At 68.3% G+C, this 14,723-nt stretch carries 11 protein-coding genes and 3 pseudogenes; 5 read left to right on the top strand and 9 right to left on the bottom strand.

Annotation, left to right across the window (positions count from 1 at the left end; all coding sequences use genetic code 11):
* Positions 1–403: 403 nt before the first annotated feature.
* Positions 404–673, bottom strand: a pseudogene (locus ABD236_RS23655) (NADPH-dependent F420 reductase); the annotation flags it as partial.
* A 98-nt stretch (positions 674–771) separates the two neighbouring features.
* On the opposite strand from ABD236_RS23655, the pseudogene ABD236_RS23650 reads away from it, so the two are divergent.
* Positions 772–1,014: pseudogene (locus tag ABD236_RS23650) on the top strand (DNA-binding protein); the annotation flags it as partial.
* A 293-nt stretch (positions 1,015–1,307) separates the two neighbouring features.
* Here the strand turns inward: ABD236_RS23650 and ABD236_RS23645 are convergent.
* The 5 genes and pseudogenes from ABD236_RS23645 to ABD236_RS23625 form a co-directional block, all read right to left on the bottom strand.
* Positions 1,308–1,890: pseudogene (locus ABD236_RS23645) on the bottom strand (IS5 family transposase); the annotation flags it as partial.
* Between the two features lie 255 nt (positions 1,891–2,145).
* Positions 2,146–3,477: an FAD-dependent oxidoreductase gene (locus tag ABD236_RS23640; protein ID WP_344076473.1), complete on the bottom strand. Its 1,332-nt coding sequence runs from the start codon at positions 3,475–3,477 to the stop codon at positions 2,146–2,148.
* A gap of 124 nt (positions 3,478–3,601) precedes the next feature.
* The gene (locus ABD236_RS23635; RefSeq protein WP_344076471.1) at positions 3,602–4,858 is read right to left on the bottom strand and encodes an MAB_1171c family putative transporter; all 1,257 of its coding nucleotides are present in this window, start codon (positions 4,856–4,858) and stop codon (positions 3,602–3,604) included.
* Between the two features lie 4 nt (positions 4,859–4,862).
* On the bottom strand, positions 4,863–5,474 hold the full coding sequence (locus ABD236_RS23630; RefSeq protein ID WP_344076468.1) for a M78 family metallopeptidase domain-containing protein: 612 nt from the start codon (positions 5,472–5,474) through the stop codon (positions 4,863–4,865).
* Positions 5,475–5,654: 180 nt separating this feature from the next.
* Positions 5,655–5,837 carry a hypothetical protein gene (locus ABD236_RS23625; protein WP_344076466.1) on the bottom strand — a complete coding sequence of 61 codons (183 nt, stop codon included), beginning with the start codon at positions 5,835–5,837 and terminating at the stop codon, positions 5,655–5,657.
* A 175-nt stretch (positions 5,838–6,012) separates the two neighbouring features.
* Between ABD236_RS23625 and ABD236_RS23620 the strand changes: the two genes are divergently transcribed.
* Positions 6,013–7,056, top strand: coding sequence for a hypothetical protein (locus tag ABD236_RS23620; RefSeq protein WP_344076464.1), 1,044 nt, complete (start codon positions 6,013–6,015; stop codon positions 7,054–7,056).
* Here ABD236_RS23620 and ABD236_RS23615 read toward each other — a convergent pair.
* Positions 7,043–7,750: a helix-turn-helix domain-containing protein gene (locus tag ABD236_RS23615; RefSeq protein ID WP_344076462.1), complete on the bottom strand. Its 708-nt coding sequence runs from the start codon at positions 7,748–7,750 to the stop codon at positions 7,043–7,045. The genes ABD236_RS23620 and ABD236_RS23615 overlap by 14 nt on opposite strands.
* Positions 7,751–8,328: 578 nt before the next feature.
* Between ABD236_RS23615 and ABD236_RS23610 the strand changes: the two genes are divergently transcribed.
* The 3 genes from ABD236_RS23610 to ABD236_RS23600 all read left to right on the top strand — a co-directional run bounded on the left by ABD236_RS23610 (position 8,329) and on the right by ABD236_RS23600 (position 12,842).
* Complete coding sequence (locus ABD236_RS23610; RefSeq protein ID WP_344076460.1) at positions 8,329–10,230, top strand: helix-turn-helix domain-containing protein; 1,902 nt, start codon at positions 8,329–8,331, stop codon at positions 10,228–10,230.
* A gap of 658 nt (positions 10,231–10,888) precedes the next feature.
* Entirely contained in the window at positions 10,889–11,344 is a 456-nt protein-coding gene (locus tag ABD236_RS23605; protein ID WP_344076458.1) for a hypothetical protein, read from the top strand.
* A gap of 766 nt (positions 11,345–12,110) precedes the next feature.
* Positions 12,111–12,842, top strand: coding sequence for a hypothetical protein (locus ABD236_RS23600; protein WP_344076456.1), 732 nt, complete (start codon positions 12,111–12,113; stop codon positions 12,840–12,842).
* 473 nt (positions 12,843–13,315) lie between these two features.
* Here the strand turns inward: ABD236_RS23600 and ABD236_RS23595 are convergent, their stop codons facing one another.
* Both ABD236_RS23595 and ABD236_RS23590 read right to left on the bottom strand, forming a co-directional pair.
* Positions 13,316–13,642 carry a hypothetical protein gene (locus tag ABD236_RS23595; protein WP_344076453.1) on the bottom strand — a complete coding sequence of 109 codons (327 nt, stop codon included), beginning with the start codon at positions 13,640–13,642 and terminating at the stop codon, positions 13,316–13,318.
* 57 nt (positions 13,643–13,699) lie between these two features.
* Positions 13,700–14,455 carry a DUF6461 domain-containing protein gene (locus ABD236_RS23590; protein WP_344076451.1) on the bottom strand — a complete coding sequence of 252 codons (756 nt, stop codon included), beginning with the start codon at positions 14,453–14,455 and terminating at the stop codon, positions 13,700–13,702.
* Between the last annotated feature and the right edge of the window lie 268 nt (positions 14,456–14,723).

The following is a 14,723-nucleotide window of genomic DNA, read 5'->3' as shown; positions in this document are numbered from 1 at the left end:
GGTTGATGGCCGGTATGCGTTCCGTTCCGCTTGCATGCGGCCATGACCAGTGAACTACCCGCCGGCTACGCGCCATATTCACCGTCCCGGCCCGCCTCGACCTGTCATCCGCCAGTGGCTCTCCGAAGCCCTCACCTGGCTGTGCAAACGCGGGCTCATCCCACGCAACGCGCGCCCGGGAATCGAATCGGGCGAACGGCTCGCCCGGCACCGTTGGAAGACCGAGCAGTCGGTCGCCGGGCTGTTCGGCTCCCGCCGCACCACCATCCGAACGGGCTGCTTGGGTCTCAGCGAACTGGTCGCGACTGAGGTGGACCGCTTGAAATCGCGCTGGCTGCCGTTCCGGTACTCCGGGTCGCCACGTCCTACGGTCATTCTCCATATGAGTTGCGTCCGGCTTTGAGCGGCTGATCGAGACGGCGAAGGACGCGATCCGCTGGAACGGATCACATGGGGTACGAACAAGATCGTGGCCTCGGCGGCTCGCGCGGTTTCGATCCCGCCGAGGCCGGTGATCCACCCCTCGTACCAGCTGAGGTCGGCGCGAAGTCCGCGTACGGCCTGCTTGGCCTCCGGGCCGTTGCCAGGAGAGGAAGGTGGTGGGCGGCCGGGTGAGCGCGGCGGGCGCGGTCATCACCGTGTAGAGCATCGTGTTCAGCGTTGGAGTTCCTCGGCCAGCCTCAGGAACGCCTCCACCTTATGCCTTGCACGGTTGGTTTCCTCGTTGCTGCTGATCAGTGAGTGTGACGGAGTGCAGGTGACCGGTGATTCGTCGCCGTCTTCATCCCCGAATACGCCGTGGGGCACTGGTGGGAAAACCTGCTGCACAAACAGTCGGCGCTCTGGCTCAAGAGCCGCCTCCCGTTCACCCCAGGCGTCATGGTCACCAGCGTCCCCTGGCAACTCACCTCCGCGGCCCATGCTGACCACCCCGGCGTCCGCGCCCCTGGCTCAGTCCGGCGCGGAGAACCTGCGACCAAGCGGGGAGGCGACGCTCCCGCCGGGCACGACTGACATACGGACCGATAGACGGGCCAGCGAGGACCCGGACTGTGGCCGCCCTTAGGTGGTCGGCGTCCGGTTCTTCCGCGGACGAGGACACCAGCGCCACCGGCACCGCGGTCCGCACCGTCGTGGCGGCGAAGGGGACGGGGCGGCGAGCAGGAGGGGCCGGGGTGGGGATGCCCGCAGCGATGCCAGGCGCTACGTGATTGCAGTCGCAAGAAGAATGCTCCTATCCATTTGCCGCCAAGATGAGTTGACGACGCCTCAGGCCGTTCACTCCAGTGATACTGCCACCCGGAACTGGTGTGCTTGATCTGCCGTCTGCGCAGGTAGCGTCGGTTGCGACGGGAGGAGTACGCCTTGTGGCCGCCGACGTGGTCCGGGCGGGTGCGGGGGCGCCCGCCGCCCCGGCGGCCGAGACGGATGCGTCCCATGAGGGGGATGAGTTGCGGGGCGTCGCCTCACTGGCCCGGTGTGATCAGCAGGGCCAGTGGGCGGCGCCCGCCTTCCCCGGCCAGATGCATCTTGCTGTTGTGCCCGCCCCGGGAACGTCCAAGCCCCTCGTCGGGACGGTGCTGCCGGGGCGCATGTCCTTTCCCGGCACCCGCGGGGGCCTCTTGCGAGCCCGGCCGCGTGCTGGTGTGATCGACAGATGGTGGAGTCCACCGACACCATCGACCAGTCGATGCGGCCCTGGGCATCCGCGTTGACCAGGACGGCCGCGAAGACGTTGTCCCACGTGCCGTCCGCCGACCAGCGTCTGTGTCTGTCGTACACGGCCTTCCATTTGCCGAACCGCGCAGGCAGATCACGCCTCGGCACCCCGGTCCTGTTCCGGTACAGGATCCCGTTGATGATCCTGCGGTGGCTGGCCCACCGCCCGCGAGCGTGTCGCTGCGGTGCGTGAAGGCGGTCGCGGCGATCACGTGCGGAACAAGCGGCGCGGGGAGCTGCAGGCGTACGGCTGTGTACTCTGCGCGGGCGTAGCGGGCGACGAGGCCGCCTGGGCGCTGTAGACATCGCGCAGGGTGGGGTTAGTGATGCCTGCGCGGTCCAGGGTGTGCGGCCACGTCGGCACGGTCGGCGCGCCTTGCTGTCGATGGGACTTGTGGGTACGGGACCGCATGGTCGTAGCAAGTGTCAGCGCGCTGGGCGTGTGAGCGCGGCGCGCAGGAGCAGGGAGGGACGGGTCAAGGTGCGGGGATGGGCCTTCAAATGGAGTACGTCCATGAAGGCACGGTTGACCTGCGCGTCGTGGATGGAGGCGGTGATGAGCTGGTCGCCGGCCCAGCGGGTGAGGCGGTAGCCGCGCGGGTAGGGGCCGGTGACGTGCGGCTGGGCGAGGTCTGCGGTGGTGGCCATGTCCCAGGCGGCGCCGACGACGGTGCGGGCGCGGCGGAAGTAGCCCCAGGCCGGCGCGTGCGGGTGGGCACCCGACGTCAGATGGACAGCGAGCGACGACGCCTGGAGGGCGGCCAGGGTCAGGCCCTGGCCATAGATGGGGTTGACCGACGCGACGGAGTCGCCCACGGCCAGGAGGCCGCCGGGAAAGCGGGTGAGGCCGGTGAAGTCGCGGCGTACGCTCTCGCGGAAGTGGTAGGTGCGGACCTCACCCGCCATCGCGCAGGTATCGGCGACGGTGCGCAGAGGAGCGACGCAGCGCCGCATGCGGGCCAGGAACTGCTCGGGGTCGCTGCCGGGACGGTAGTCGGTGTAGCCGGCCAGGACGACGGACCACCGGTTGTCTTCCACGGCTGCGAGGGCGCCGGGTTCGCTGAGGCGGGGCTGGTAGCCATGGGCAGGGCCGGGGGTGGCGTGGGCGATGACAGTGGAGGGGAGCTCGTCGCCGCGGGTGAAGGAAGCGGTGGCATAGCCGAGGTCGACCCGCATGCGGTCCAGGGGCGGGGCGGCCCAGCCGTTGTCCTGGAGCCACCTGCCGAGACGGCTGGAGCGGCCCATCGCATCCACCACGAGGTCCGCGTCGAGGACGAGGTCGCCGGTGTGCGTCTGCTCCAGGGCAGGGGCCACGGTGGTCAAGCGGACCCCGGTGACGCGGCGGCCGTCATCCAGCAGGCCGCTGGCCCGGCCGCGCAGGAAGCGGACGTTGGGCAGCGCCATGACCCGGCGGCGCAGATGACCTTCCAGGAAGGGGCGTGTCGCACTCAGCATCCGCGCCTCGGGCAGGTCGACCTTGCGGACGCCATCGACATGGAACTCGACCTGTGCCCCCTGGCCCAGAAGCGCCCCGGCGGCGAGAATCTCCTCGGTGAAACCGGGAAACCAGCGCTCGAGCTGGAGATGGCCCATCGCCAGCAGTGCGTGCAGCTGGTCGCGGTGCGGAGCGCCCGGCCCCGTCCCGGTCGTGGACAGGTCGTCGGTGTCGAGGACGACGACCTCGTCGGCCTGATCACTGAGGACACGTGCGGCCAGGAGCCCGCCGAAACTTCCTCCGAGCACTATCGCGTGCTTCACCTGTCCGTATCCCTCTGCTCGGTACCGTTTACCTGTGTGCTGCAGGCCCGTTGGTGTCCCAGGGACCCTAACCCGACGGTGGGGGCACGTTGGGAGCTTGTGCGTGAGGCGGATTGAGAAAAGGTCACCCGCCGGGCCGGCCGGTGGAGGCGATGCCGTTCGTGCGCCACGCGTGGGAGGCAGCGAGGACGGCCTTGGTCAGCGGGTGTTCAAGGGCCCCAGAGACCAGTAGCAGCCGTTGGCGCTCGTCGACGGCGCGGGTCCGGCGGCCGGGGAGCAGGGCGGGCCGGGGCGGCGGCGCGGGGTCGTCGCTGTCCTGCTCCGCCCGGGCCAAGCGCAGCATGGTGGCCGCGTCGCGCAGGGCCGCGGCGGTTGCGACCGCGGTGAGTTCAGACTCGGAGAGCTTCCCGGGGCGGGCTGCCTCGAGCTGATGGAGGGCATCGGCGGTGAGCGGAGAGATCCAGGGGCCGAGTGCCTGCATTCCGTCGTGGATCTCGATGATCCGGCGCGTCAGCAGGTACTGGCGGTTCATCAGACGACGGTGGCTTCGGGCGCTGTGGGCGCTCAGGGCAAGCGAGGCGTTGACGTCACGTACGACCAGGTTCCACAGGGGCCGCAGCTTCTTGATGTCGCGTCGCTCGCGTCGCCATGCGCTGATGGCGGCTCCCGTGAGGCCGTAGCTGGCGACCAGCGCCCCGGAAGCGCCGAAAGTCGAGCCAAGCACGCCGACGTGGTCCAGGACGTGGGAGCCTGCGGCCGCGGCGGCGATGGCCGGGGCATTGCACAGCACATACCCGAACACCAGGAGGCTTCCGCGCGCGAACCAGGCCAGGGCGTGCTCGATGCGGGGGTCGTCGGGCTGAGGGTTGCGGCAGTGCCGGTAGGTGCTCAGGGTCCCGGTGGCCAAGGTGGTGAGGAACAGGGCGAGGAACAGCAGCACGAACGGGTCATCGGCGTGATCAGTGTTGAACGTCAGAGGATCGCCGTCGACGGGCCCTGATAGGTCGGCCGAACAGAACAGCACGGTCATGACGGCAGCAGCGAGCACGTAGACGGCGGTCCACGCGGCGACGGCACGGTAGAGACGGACTGGGTGCTGTCGCAGGCCTGGGTGCCATAATAGGGTCAGAAGGTGCAGGTGGGCGAAGCACACCAGGATCCCGACATAGACGGGCAGCGTTGCAAACGACAGATGGTCGACGGCCTCGCCGACCTTACGGTAGACCAGCGGTGCCGCCAGCACGTAGACAGCCGACGCGACGAGGAAGTTGGAGGCCATCAGCGCCAGCGCCGGCGTGGGGTCGCGCAGCAGGGCGACGATCTTCCACAGCGCGAGGGCAAGAGCCAGCCCGGCGATGAACAGATACACCAGCGTGGACATGCTTTCAGACACCGGACCTCCGGTGAGCCAGGCCCGAAGTGAGGGATCCGCTGCGGATCTGGTCATCGCCGAGGGGCAGCCGTTGCAGGATCAGGGTGGCGAAAACCTCTACCTCACGCTCGTGAGCGTCGTCGAAGTGGCTGCGGCGCAGGATTTTGAGGACCGGGCCGGGATTGAGGCCGGGCAGGAGCTGGCGCACCATGTCCTCGGTCATGGGTCCGTCGCTTCCGTCGCAGGAGGACGGGTTCACCCAGAGATGACCCAGTTCGTGCAGGGTGGTAGTGATGCGGGTGAATTCGCTTACCGTTCGGGCGACCGCGATGTAGTAGCGGTCCCGGCCGCGCGCACTGAAGCCTGAGATGCCAGGCGGCAGGTCGACGGTCACCACCGTGATGGGTTTGCCGAGTTTCGCCGCCACCGCGTTGAGCAGCCCCTGGAGGTCGGCGACGTGGCGAAGTCCGATGTCCCTGCGGATGAGCCGGGTCATGGCCCACGTGGTTTTCTGGATGGACCATTGCTCGCGCAGCGCGGCCCAGCGACCGGTGGCGCCGGGCGCGGCGGATCGTTTCCGTGGGTCGTCATCCTCCGCTGGCGGGCGGGAGCCGTTGTCGGGCACTGCATTCTCCGGTGCGCGAGATTCTCTCAATTGGCCAAATCGGCGTGCAACTAGTGGGCGGGGCTGCGGAGCTGGGGCGGACGCGGAGGTCTGGAGGGGCCGATCAGTCTCCCTCCATCGGTGAACACGGACCCTGAGCCGTACGCCGCCCCGTGCGGGGCGGCGCCTTCGGCCCGACCGTCAGTCCCAGGTGGGATCCAGCGGGGCCGACGGCGGAGGTGTGGGCGCGCTGTCCGCGGCCACGACCGGCCGGGTCGAGTCCCACGTGGGATCAGCGGCTGCCAGTTGGCTGCCGCCCGTAGCCGCCACACCGGCGGCAAGCAGTACCCCGGCCACCGCAGCAGCGATGCGGACCTTGTTCATATGTCTCCCCTCGGACACCGCGCCCCCGCGGTGCCTCGCGTGTGCGCCGCCGGCCATATGTCCGGCGAAGCCCCCGTATCCATGAGGCTGACGCATCTGATAATCCTGATCAACCCGCAGCAGAGATCCGGATGCGGGCATACCCGCATCCGGACACCGGGCATAGGAGGCATGCATGGACAAGCGGGAGAATGAGGCATCCGCGAGGCTGTCCCAGCGGGCGTACGACCTGTACCTGATGATGCGTCGCAACGCCTCGCTGCAGGTAGACGAGGCCGAATTCGGTCCGGAGCTGGCGGAGTTGCAGCGCTACGGGCTGACCGTCCCCAACGATCTGCGGCCGGGCCGGCCCAAAATGGCCCTGGAGGCCGGAACGGCCTACCGGGAGCAAGTGGACGCCGGGCTCGACGAACTCGAGGCGCTCGCCTGCCGGTTACGGGAACTGCGGCAGGTGCTGGACACACTGCCCGACCCACACGACGGCATCGTGGGCGGCCTGCGCGTCCTGAGCAGCAAGGACGAGGCCAACCGTCTGCTGCGCGAGGCCGAGGCCAAAGAGCAGCGCGAAGTGCTTACCGCCCATCCCCTCGACCGGCCCCAGTCCGCGACCAAGGCCCGCAAGCCCAAGGAAGAGGCGAATCTGCGCGCGGGCATCGGGATCCGCACCATCTACCCAGTGAGTGCACGGGCCAGGCCTGGCGAGTCGGAGTGGGCGGAGACCGTCATCGCGAACGGCGGCGAGGTGCGTTTGAGCAGCCGACGTTTCCCTCGCATGGTCATCTACAGCCACCTGGCGGTGGTGCCGGACTACACCCGACTCGGCCCCACCGGTGAGCCGGCGCGGGACCGAGCGGTCGCGCTGCTGCATCCAGCCCTCGTCGCGTACGCTCGCCAGATCTTCGAGGGCGAATGGGCGGAGGCGATTCCATGGGCGGTCGTACCGCTGCCCGAGCCGGTCCCTGAAGCGGTAAGGATCACCGGCATCCAGCGGTCCATCATCAAGATGCGCGTGAACGAGTGGACCTACGATCAGATCGCGCGGGCGTTGAGCATCAACGAGCGGACCGCCCGCAGGCACATCGGCGCCCTCGGCCAGTTACTCGGGGTCAAAGGCGAACTCGCCACTGTCGCGGCGTGGACCCGCTTCGAAATGGCCCGCGAACGTATCGCCACGCCCGAAGGCTTGCCGATGGGCAAGCCAAATTTCAACGATCGTTGACGGAAGGGCCGGGGCGCTCCTGGGTCAGGCCCAGGATCCCTCGGAAGACGCTGGCAACGCGGGACCGATGGGGAGGCGGCAGGGCGCGCATCGCGTCGGCGACCTCCCGCACCTCGGCGTCGGGCTCGGCGGCAGCGATGGCTTCCGCCAGGGCCTGCCCGAGGACTGTTTCGGGATGTGCCGTGCTTCCGCGCAGCCGGACCGTGCTCAGCGCGATGTGGCCTTTGAGCACGGCGAGTTGGGCGAGGCTGGACTGGACGGGTTCCAGCGCCCGAGCAAGGCTCTGCCGGTCGGTCGCGGTGAAGAACCCGGGCGAAACCCGGAAGAAGAGCTCGAGACCCTGGACGTGGCGCAGACTGGGCTGCCGTTCACCGTTGAGCAGATAGCCGACCTGCGCGTGCGAACAGCCGATGCCCGTACCGATGTCGTCAAGGGTGAGCTTGCGGCCGTCCGGGCGCCGACGAAGGTCCCGCAAGCGGGCCAGCCGCTCTCGAAAGCGGGTGTCGGGATCCTCCGCCGGTGTCGCTGGGTCTTGCAGCAACTGCCGTATCCGCTCTTCCGGCAAGCCCGACACCTGGGAGATCTGCCCGAAGTCGATGACGTCATCGGCAGTGAGATCGACGGCAGTCAGCAGCTCCTTGATGGACTCCCAGACGCTGTCGAGCTCATCTGGCACCGCCACATCAGCATCCATGGGGCTGCGGTCTCCAAGAAGGTTGTGGTCGTGCACGCAGATCGCCAAGGGGCGACACCCTGACTCTAGCTGTCCGGATCCTCCTCGTCACCGGGGTGATGGCAATCCTCGACCGGTAGTCCAGGGCGACACGCCGCACCAGCTATTCAACAATCGTTGACAATATGACGCTGTGTACCCGAGGATCTGCAACGCGCGGAATATGACGCCGACTTCGCCCCACACGCTGCCGGCAGCTGCGCCCAACGCCCTGCTGCCTCGGTGACGGCAGCCCCACTGACGGACAGACGGAAGACCGACGGGGGAGAGCATGAAGGACTTGCTGCGGCAACCAGCGACGAGGCACACCGCACAGTCACGCAGCAGCGGAGCGTGCCGCTAGGACGAGACGTCCAGCGATAGCGAACACCTCGCACAGGTAGCCAACGCGAAAGGCATCGGTGCCGGCCCCACCGCGTTCTTGGTCCAGCGCCCGGCACGCCACGCAGCGTGCGCAGTGCCACCAGACTGCGTCTGCCAGGACCGCCCTGTTCCAGCCCTTCGACCCCGTGCAGACGGGCCATACCGAGGAGCGCCGCATGCCGACTATCGGCTCTCTCCCCACCGACCACCCGGAAGCGCACCTCGCATTCCTGAGCCCCCAAGTCAGCACTCCGTACCGCGACGTGCCGGTCACGGGCCTGTTTGTCCTGCCGTTCGCCCGGCTGCACGAGGGGCGCCCGCTGGAGCCAGTACCTGCTGGGAGCGTCGTGGTCCTGACCGGCGCCCCCGGCCCCTTCCGCGGTCGTGACCTGGCGGCCCTTGACCGTCTGCTGCGGCACATGGCCGGACACGCCGCCGTGCTCGTGTTCACCACCAGCCACGGCTCGCGCCTGACCCTCCCGCACGCCGTCCGCGATCTCGCGGACGAGCTGGCCATCGGGCTGATGGCTTCCACTGCCCCGGCTCACCCATGGCCCAGCATCCACGAGAAGATCCAGCGGGGCCGGGTGGTGGCCGCTGAGCGCACGGCCGCGCAGATGACGGCCCTGGTCAAGCAGCTTCCCGCGCAGCTCGCCGACCACCAGGCCATGCAGCGCATCGTCGGCTGGCTCGCCACAAGTCTCTCGGCGCAGGTCATGGTCAGCGAACCGGGGGGCGTACAGGCGGCGTCACCCACCAGCGCCGCCGAGTACCTAGCCCCGCTGGTCATCCGCCAGACACTCACCTCCGGCACGCCGACACCACCCGCTCGCGACACCCACACCCAGCTGTTCCCGCTCGGCGTAGTCCGCGGTCGCGAACCCGTGCTGGCGGTCGCCCGCGACACACCCTTCACCAGCCAGGAGATGCAGCTCTTGCGGCACGCGGCCAAGCTCCTTGGCCTGGTCGATCAGGCACAACGTGAATACGGCCGCGTCTCCGACGCCACCGGGGCCGCCCGTGCAGCGGTGGCGGAACTTCTCTTCAAATCCGAGGTAGCCGCAGCGCGTCGGATCATGAGCAGGCTCACCCCGGGACTACTCAGTCCCCCGAACGCCCGGGTCTTCGTCATCGAGGCCGACACCGCAAAGAGCGACCAGGTCAGAGAGCGCTGCGACAGACTCGGCGCTGACCAGGCGCTCGTGGTACCCGACCCCAGCCTGACCGGACGGACCCTGATCGTTCACCCCATTCAGCCCGGCGTCGACACAGAAGACCTTCCGGCGCAACTCGTCCGACTGGTCCGCGAACTAGGCCCCTCCGTCTGGCTCGGGGGCAGCAGCGTCTACGCGATGGGACTGCTCGCCGACGCGCGCCAGGAGGCCGAAGGCGCCCTGGCCCTGGCCCGCCACCTGCCGGACTCGGTGGCTCTTTCCGCCCAGGCGACCGAACTCATCGACCTGCTGCACCAGCCGCAGGCCTATGCCTGGGCGTGCTGCCTGCTGCGCCCTCTGATGCGAGAGACGGCCGACTGGGAGCAACTGCGCGACACGCTTCCCATCGCGCTGTCCTACCCTCATACCGAGGCAGCACGCCGCCTCGGCCTGCACCGCAACACCGTCACGCGCTACCTGTCCAAGGCCTCCGCACTGCTGCGCATGGACCTCGCGGCCCTGACGACACGCACGGCCCTCGCCCTGGCGCTGGAGATTGTCACCCGCCGCGAGGAGGCCGGCCCTGACCGCTTCTACGCCACTCCGCCGAGCCTGCTGTCGCTGCTGTCCGCCCCCGAAATCGCGGCGTGGGCCTCGTCCTTGCTGGCTCCCGCGCTCCAGGACCGGCGCCCTCTGATCCTCACAGCCGATGCCTGGGTGACGCACGACGCCCACACCGAGCAGACCGCACAGGTCCTCGGGGTCTCCCAGGGCACCGTCCGCTCCCGTCTTCGGTCTCTTGAGGCTCTCATCGGCCGTGAGCTGACCTCGCCGGCCGGCACGCGGGATCTGCTCTACGCACTGCACGTGGTGAACGGCACCGACATCCTTGCCCCCCGGGCACCCCTGTCCTGCGCCGCGTAGAGCTTTCCGGCGCTCCCCGCGGGTGGAAAGTGCGGTGACGGAGCGATGCTCTGCACGGCAGAGTCTGCTCAGGCCACCGGGCTACACGCGGTTCAGCACGTCATCCGAAGGCTGCGGATACTCGGTCGAAAGCCCCCGACGTCGTGGCTCAACGCCTTGCGGCCAGGCGGACGCCTGATGACCACATTGAGCGGCGCCGGCCTCATCATCGTCGCGGACAAGGCCGAAGACGGCAGCGCCACCGGACATGTCCCCGTCGACACCCTCGTTCATGCGCACGCGCCATAGCGCCGGCTACGACAACGACCAAGGCGCGTTGAACGACCTGTTCGCCCACGCCCAGTCCGCCGAAGGGTCCGAGGTCAGCCACAGCCGCTGCCCGCTCCGGTGCCCGACGGACGCATGGGATGTGCGGTCGATGATGCACCTGCTGGTGCCCGGAATCGGAATACCGCTCGGACAGTAACCACGAAGACGCGCCCCGGAGCATCTACCTGCTCCATGAAGACGGTTCGTGGACGCGCGCCACGGCTCACGGGTGCTACGACGGCCCGGAGGTGCATCAGGGCGCCCTGCGCCGACTGCGGGACGAGCTGGCAACGTCGCAGACTGTCGAACTCGGTTGTGGCAGGGCTGGCTGACCTGGTGCTATTCCCTGATGAGTAGAAACGCAGAGGTTGTTGTTCTGGCCCTCTACGCGGACGAGGTCATGGAGCCACTGACCCGTGAGGACCCGGAGCGCACGTGGTACGGACGATTTGTGCCGATCGAGAGCCAGTGGGGCGGCTCGTTCGGCTTCGGTTGGGCCGCGGAGTTTGAAAGGGTGCGCAACCGCAGCGGCCTGCTCACGCATCTGGAGTCGCTGCCGTGGCCCTATCCCGGGAGCGTGCAGGTGCTGATCCACGACCAGGACGACGACTGCTTCGGCCTGTGGATGCTCCAGGACGGAAAGTTGGTCGAGGTCGCCCTCCCGCGCACGCAGCGGATTCACCGGCCGGCCCCGGACAACCACGACTACCCGCCAGACCCGGGACACCTGGTCCGTACCGACCTGGGTAATCCGCTGGCCGAGCAGACCCCAGAGGAGCTACGCGAAGCACGCCCGGCCTGGTAGTCACGGGAACGGCACCGGTGCACACGTTCTTGTAAAGCCGCTTGCGGGGCTGGAGCGCAAGTAGTGGCCGACACCTCAGGCGCATAAGAAGTCGAGCCCAGTGCTCTCTATCCGTGTGTAGCCTCTTGATTTGTTCGAAGAAGAGCGGGGAGATCAGCTGATGTCTGGGGGAGCCTTGGACGGGGGACGACCCTGGACACAACGATGGGATTCACGAGCGATGGCTGCGTGGGCTGAGCAGGAAGACCGGAGCGCCCGATTACCGGGACGAGTGGTATGACGAGCAGTGCGGCGGGTGTCGGTTCTGGGTCGCACTGAGTGGCGAGTTGGGGCAGGACGGGGGGCCTGCACCCATTCCGGCGGCTCGGCAAGGTGGTCAGCGGCGGTGCAGGCTGCCCCGAGGTGAATGAAGAGGGCCAGCATCTGGTTTGTCAAGGGCTTCCTCGACGAGCGCCGTCTGGTGGACCCGCTCAGCGCGGAAGGCCTAACGAAGACGTTCGGTATCCGCGCTGGCGGCCGGCTCGCTTGAGCGTGCCCTGGAGCTGGGGGTGGGGCGGCCCGGAGAAGTTCCCGGATCTCGGGCCGACACAGACGGTGCGTACAGCCGCGGGCCGCCGCGAGTGTGGAGGGGTAGTACTCCCGCAGCAGGGAGCGGAGCTGGTTGGAGATCTGTTGAAGATTCCACGTGGCGTCCTCTTGGGCCCGGGCGAGGACGGCGATCGCGCGGCCGAAGTCGGAGTCGTGGCGCAGGGGCCGGTGGCCGTTCATGATCGCCGTGGTCGACGCTGTCGACCCGGCCACGCAGCAACTCCTCATCTCCGTCCATGCGCCTGGAGCACCCACGCCGTCACTCACCAACGCGCAAAGGGCCTTCGTCAAGGAGCCTGTGTGCTCTACCGTCTGGCCCATGGACGGACAGTGGGCGGTTGTCGTGGGCGCCGGGCTGGGGGCCAGCGGGGCCGTTGTCGGGGCGCTTGTGTCGTGGTTCAACGTCAGGCTCCAAGCCCGCGTTCAGCTCCGGGCAGCGCAACTGGAGCACGCCGCGCAGCGTGAGTCGGAGACGATCGCGCGCAAGCGGTCCGCGTATGCCGACCTCATCCTGACCACGGACGCCACACGTCGGCAGATGCGCATGGTGCGTCAGCACATGCGGACAAACTGGCCCACCCGTGGAACAGACTCGGAGTTCCAGGAGAAGCGCACCTTCGTCCACGACCGGATACGGGAGATGCAAGCAGCCGAATGGGTGCTGCGGCTCATGCTCGCCGACGAGGAACAGGCCTCGGTCACCGACCTCGTCAACGCCGTCTACACCACGCACCAGGCACTTATCGACGACGCGGACGCATGGCTGGCAGGGGATCAGACCGAGGAGAGCCGCGCAGCCCGAGACACCGAACGCTACCAAGCCACGACCCAAGCGTTGCAGACCGAGATGATGAGCTTCGCCAACAGCGTCCACACGCGCCTGTACCGCTCCGAACCCCCCAGTGGTTGAGCCACGCCCCCACCGTGCAGGCAGGCGACACCGACGACCGCCCGCACGACTCCAGCTGGACGGCGCCCGAAGACCCATGAGGATGCTCGGTGTCGCCTGCCTGCATAACCTCACTCTCTCCGGATGACGAAGATCCGGGCGGCCAACGAGCACGCCGTAGACCATTTACGGGACACGTTTTAGACGCCCGTCGAAGCAGGCGAAGCACATGAGCGTCGCATCACCCGCAACCGAGGTTGATGACCGCACCAAGCGAAGCTTGGTTACCGGGAAGCGGAAGGCTGGGTACTGGCGGCATTCCGCTGGCTGAAATGGCTGACGTCTGGTTGGAGCTGGACTCCGTACAGCTGGCAGCCGAATCACCCCCGCCCGCCCCGATTTGAGTTCGGCGACGGCATGCCGAGTCCGAGCAGGGGGCGGCCAGGCTGTGTTCGCGGGGAGGGGCGGCGGGAACGCCACTGGTTCGTCCAGGCTCACAGGGCCCAGAGCCGGGGACGCGGCGCGCAGAAGCCGACTATGGCCAGTGATCGGAACAGCCACGCGATTGTGCGGTCACCCCTCAGCACACCCCCTCCGCGGTGATCGCGAGTCGGCGGCCCGACGGAGATGGCCCCGACCTGAGCGAGAGTGATCATGGTCGCGCTCCACCGGGAGCCGTCCCTGAGGTCCACGAAGACCTCGACGTTGTCCACGGACTCGCGGTCCTCGTCGGCGTCCGGCAGGAAGGCGGCTTCGAAGTGTTGTGTGGAAACGCGGTACCAGGGTCCGTCCCAGCTACCCGGTGGTGTGCGGGGGCTCATCGGGCGAGTGTCCCGGTCTGGCGGAAGCACCGCAACTCCATTCTTCTGGCGCGCGCCTCAGATGCGGGTCGCTCTGGCGTACGCCTCACGGATGTCGACCGGGACCCGCTTGGGGCCAATCCGGTCGAGCGTGTAACCCTGGGCTTGGGCCCAGCTGCGGATGACGTCGAGGTCGGGGTCCGCCTGCGTGTTCATGCGCGGAGTCCCACGGACCGCATAGGCGGGCAAGTGGGCTTCATTGAGGCAGGTGGGGGAGAGGGAGAGGCTGAAGTGTGCCTCGACCACGGCGAGGGTGCGCCGATAGGTGATCTTGTAGTGCTCATCCTCCGGTGCGCAGCGCGTATACCCGTCGGGCGCGAGCACCCCTGCTGCGACGAGCTCGGCCAGCAGCAGATCTGGCTCCGCACCCCAGCGGCGGTGCTCTTCATTGAGTCCGAAACCGCACACGTACCGGCCATCGCGGGCGTAGCGGACGGTGGCTGGTGGACGTGCGCCCATCGGGAAGTAGTTGATGACTTCCACACCGCTACAGGAGATCTCCGTGAGCCGGTCGCCGCCGGTGGAGTCGCCGTACTCCAGAGCGAACGACCAGCCAGCGCACGCCCCGACCCGCACCACGCCGTCTCCGTCCCCGTCCGGCCGGTACCCGATCATGCCGAGTTCGTTGACCTCGGCGTCGGTGATCGGTTCGCTCGTCCACTCCGCAGCACCGCCCATCCGCACCGCCAGCTCCTGCGGGGAGATCCCGCGCGCGAACACCACGCTGGACATCCAATCGTCCAGGTCGACCAGCCACTGAATACCGTCCCCCATGCCGACACCGCCCCCTGCCCGCTCAACAACCTGTTGCTTCCAGCCTCGGCCCTAACCGCGCCCACTGACAGGCCAGTTGGTTCGATGGGGCACCGCTCCCGGCAAAGCACCCGTCACCCCCGGGGGCCAAGGCATGCTTCCCGCTCCTCGCATCGCTCATGACCGCTGGGGGGACGCCCCTGTCTCTTCCGTCAAGCTCGGAGAGGATGAGCGCCTTGCCGCTGAGGGGGTGGACGACCCAAGGCAGCGGTGCGCCCGGCCGGGACCG

The organism is Streptomyces crystallinus (assembly GCF_039521265.1).
Lineage (GTDB): Bacteria > Actinomycetota > Actinomycetes > Streptomycetales > Streptomycetaceae > Streptomyces > Streptomyces crystallinus.
The sequence above is the reverse complement of the archived record's forward strand: the minus strand, read 5'-3'. Positions and strand labels throughout refer to the sequence as shown.

What these genes read in the sequence shown, in the direction of transcription:
- ABD236_RS23590 (WP_344076451.1), bottom strand. Translation starts at nt 14,455, where the DNA reads ATGGGGGACGGTATTCAGTGGCTGGTCGACCTGGACGATTGGATGTCC.
- ABD236_RS23605 (WP_344076458.1), top strand. Translation starts at nt 10,889, where the DNA reads ATGAGTAGAAACGCAGAGGTTGTTGTTCTGGCCCTCTACGCGGACGAG.
- ABD236_RS23595 (WP_344076453.1), bottom strand. Translation starts at nt 13,642, where the DNA reads ATGAGCCCCCGCACACCACCGGGTAGCTGGGACGGACCCTGGTACCGC.
- ABD236_RS23600 (WP_344076456.1), top strand. Translation starts at nt 12,111, where the DNA reads ATGATCGCCGTGGTCGACGCTGTCGACCCGGCCACGCAGCAACTCCTC.
- ABD236_RS23635 (WP_344076471.1), bottom strand. Translation starts at nt 4,858, where the DNA reads ATGTCCACGCTGGTGTATCTGTTCATCGCCGGGCTGGCTCTTGCCCTC.
- ABD236_RS23610 (WP_344076460.1), top strand. Translation starts at nt 8,329, where the DNA reads ATGCCGACTATCGGCTCTCTCCCCACCGACCACCCGGAAGCGCACCTC.
- ABD236_RS23615 (WP_344076462.1), bottom strand. Translation starts at nt 7,750, where the DNA reads ATGGATGCTGATGTGGCGGTGCCAGATGAGCTCGACAGCGTCTGGGAG.
- ABD236_RS23620 (WP_344076464.1), top strand. Translation starts at nt 6,013, where the DNA reads ATGGACAAGCGGGAGAATGAGGCATCCGCGAGGCTGTCCCAGCGGGCG.
- ABD236_RS23625 (WP_344076466.1), bottom strand. Translation starts at nt 5,837, where the DNA reads ATGAACAAGGTCCGCATCGCTGCTGCGGTGGCCGGGGTACTGCTTGCC.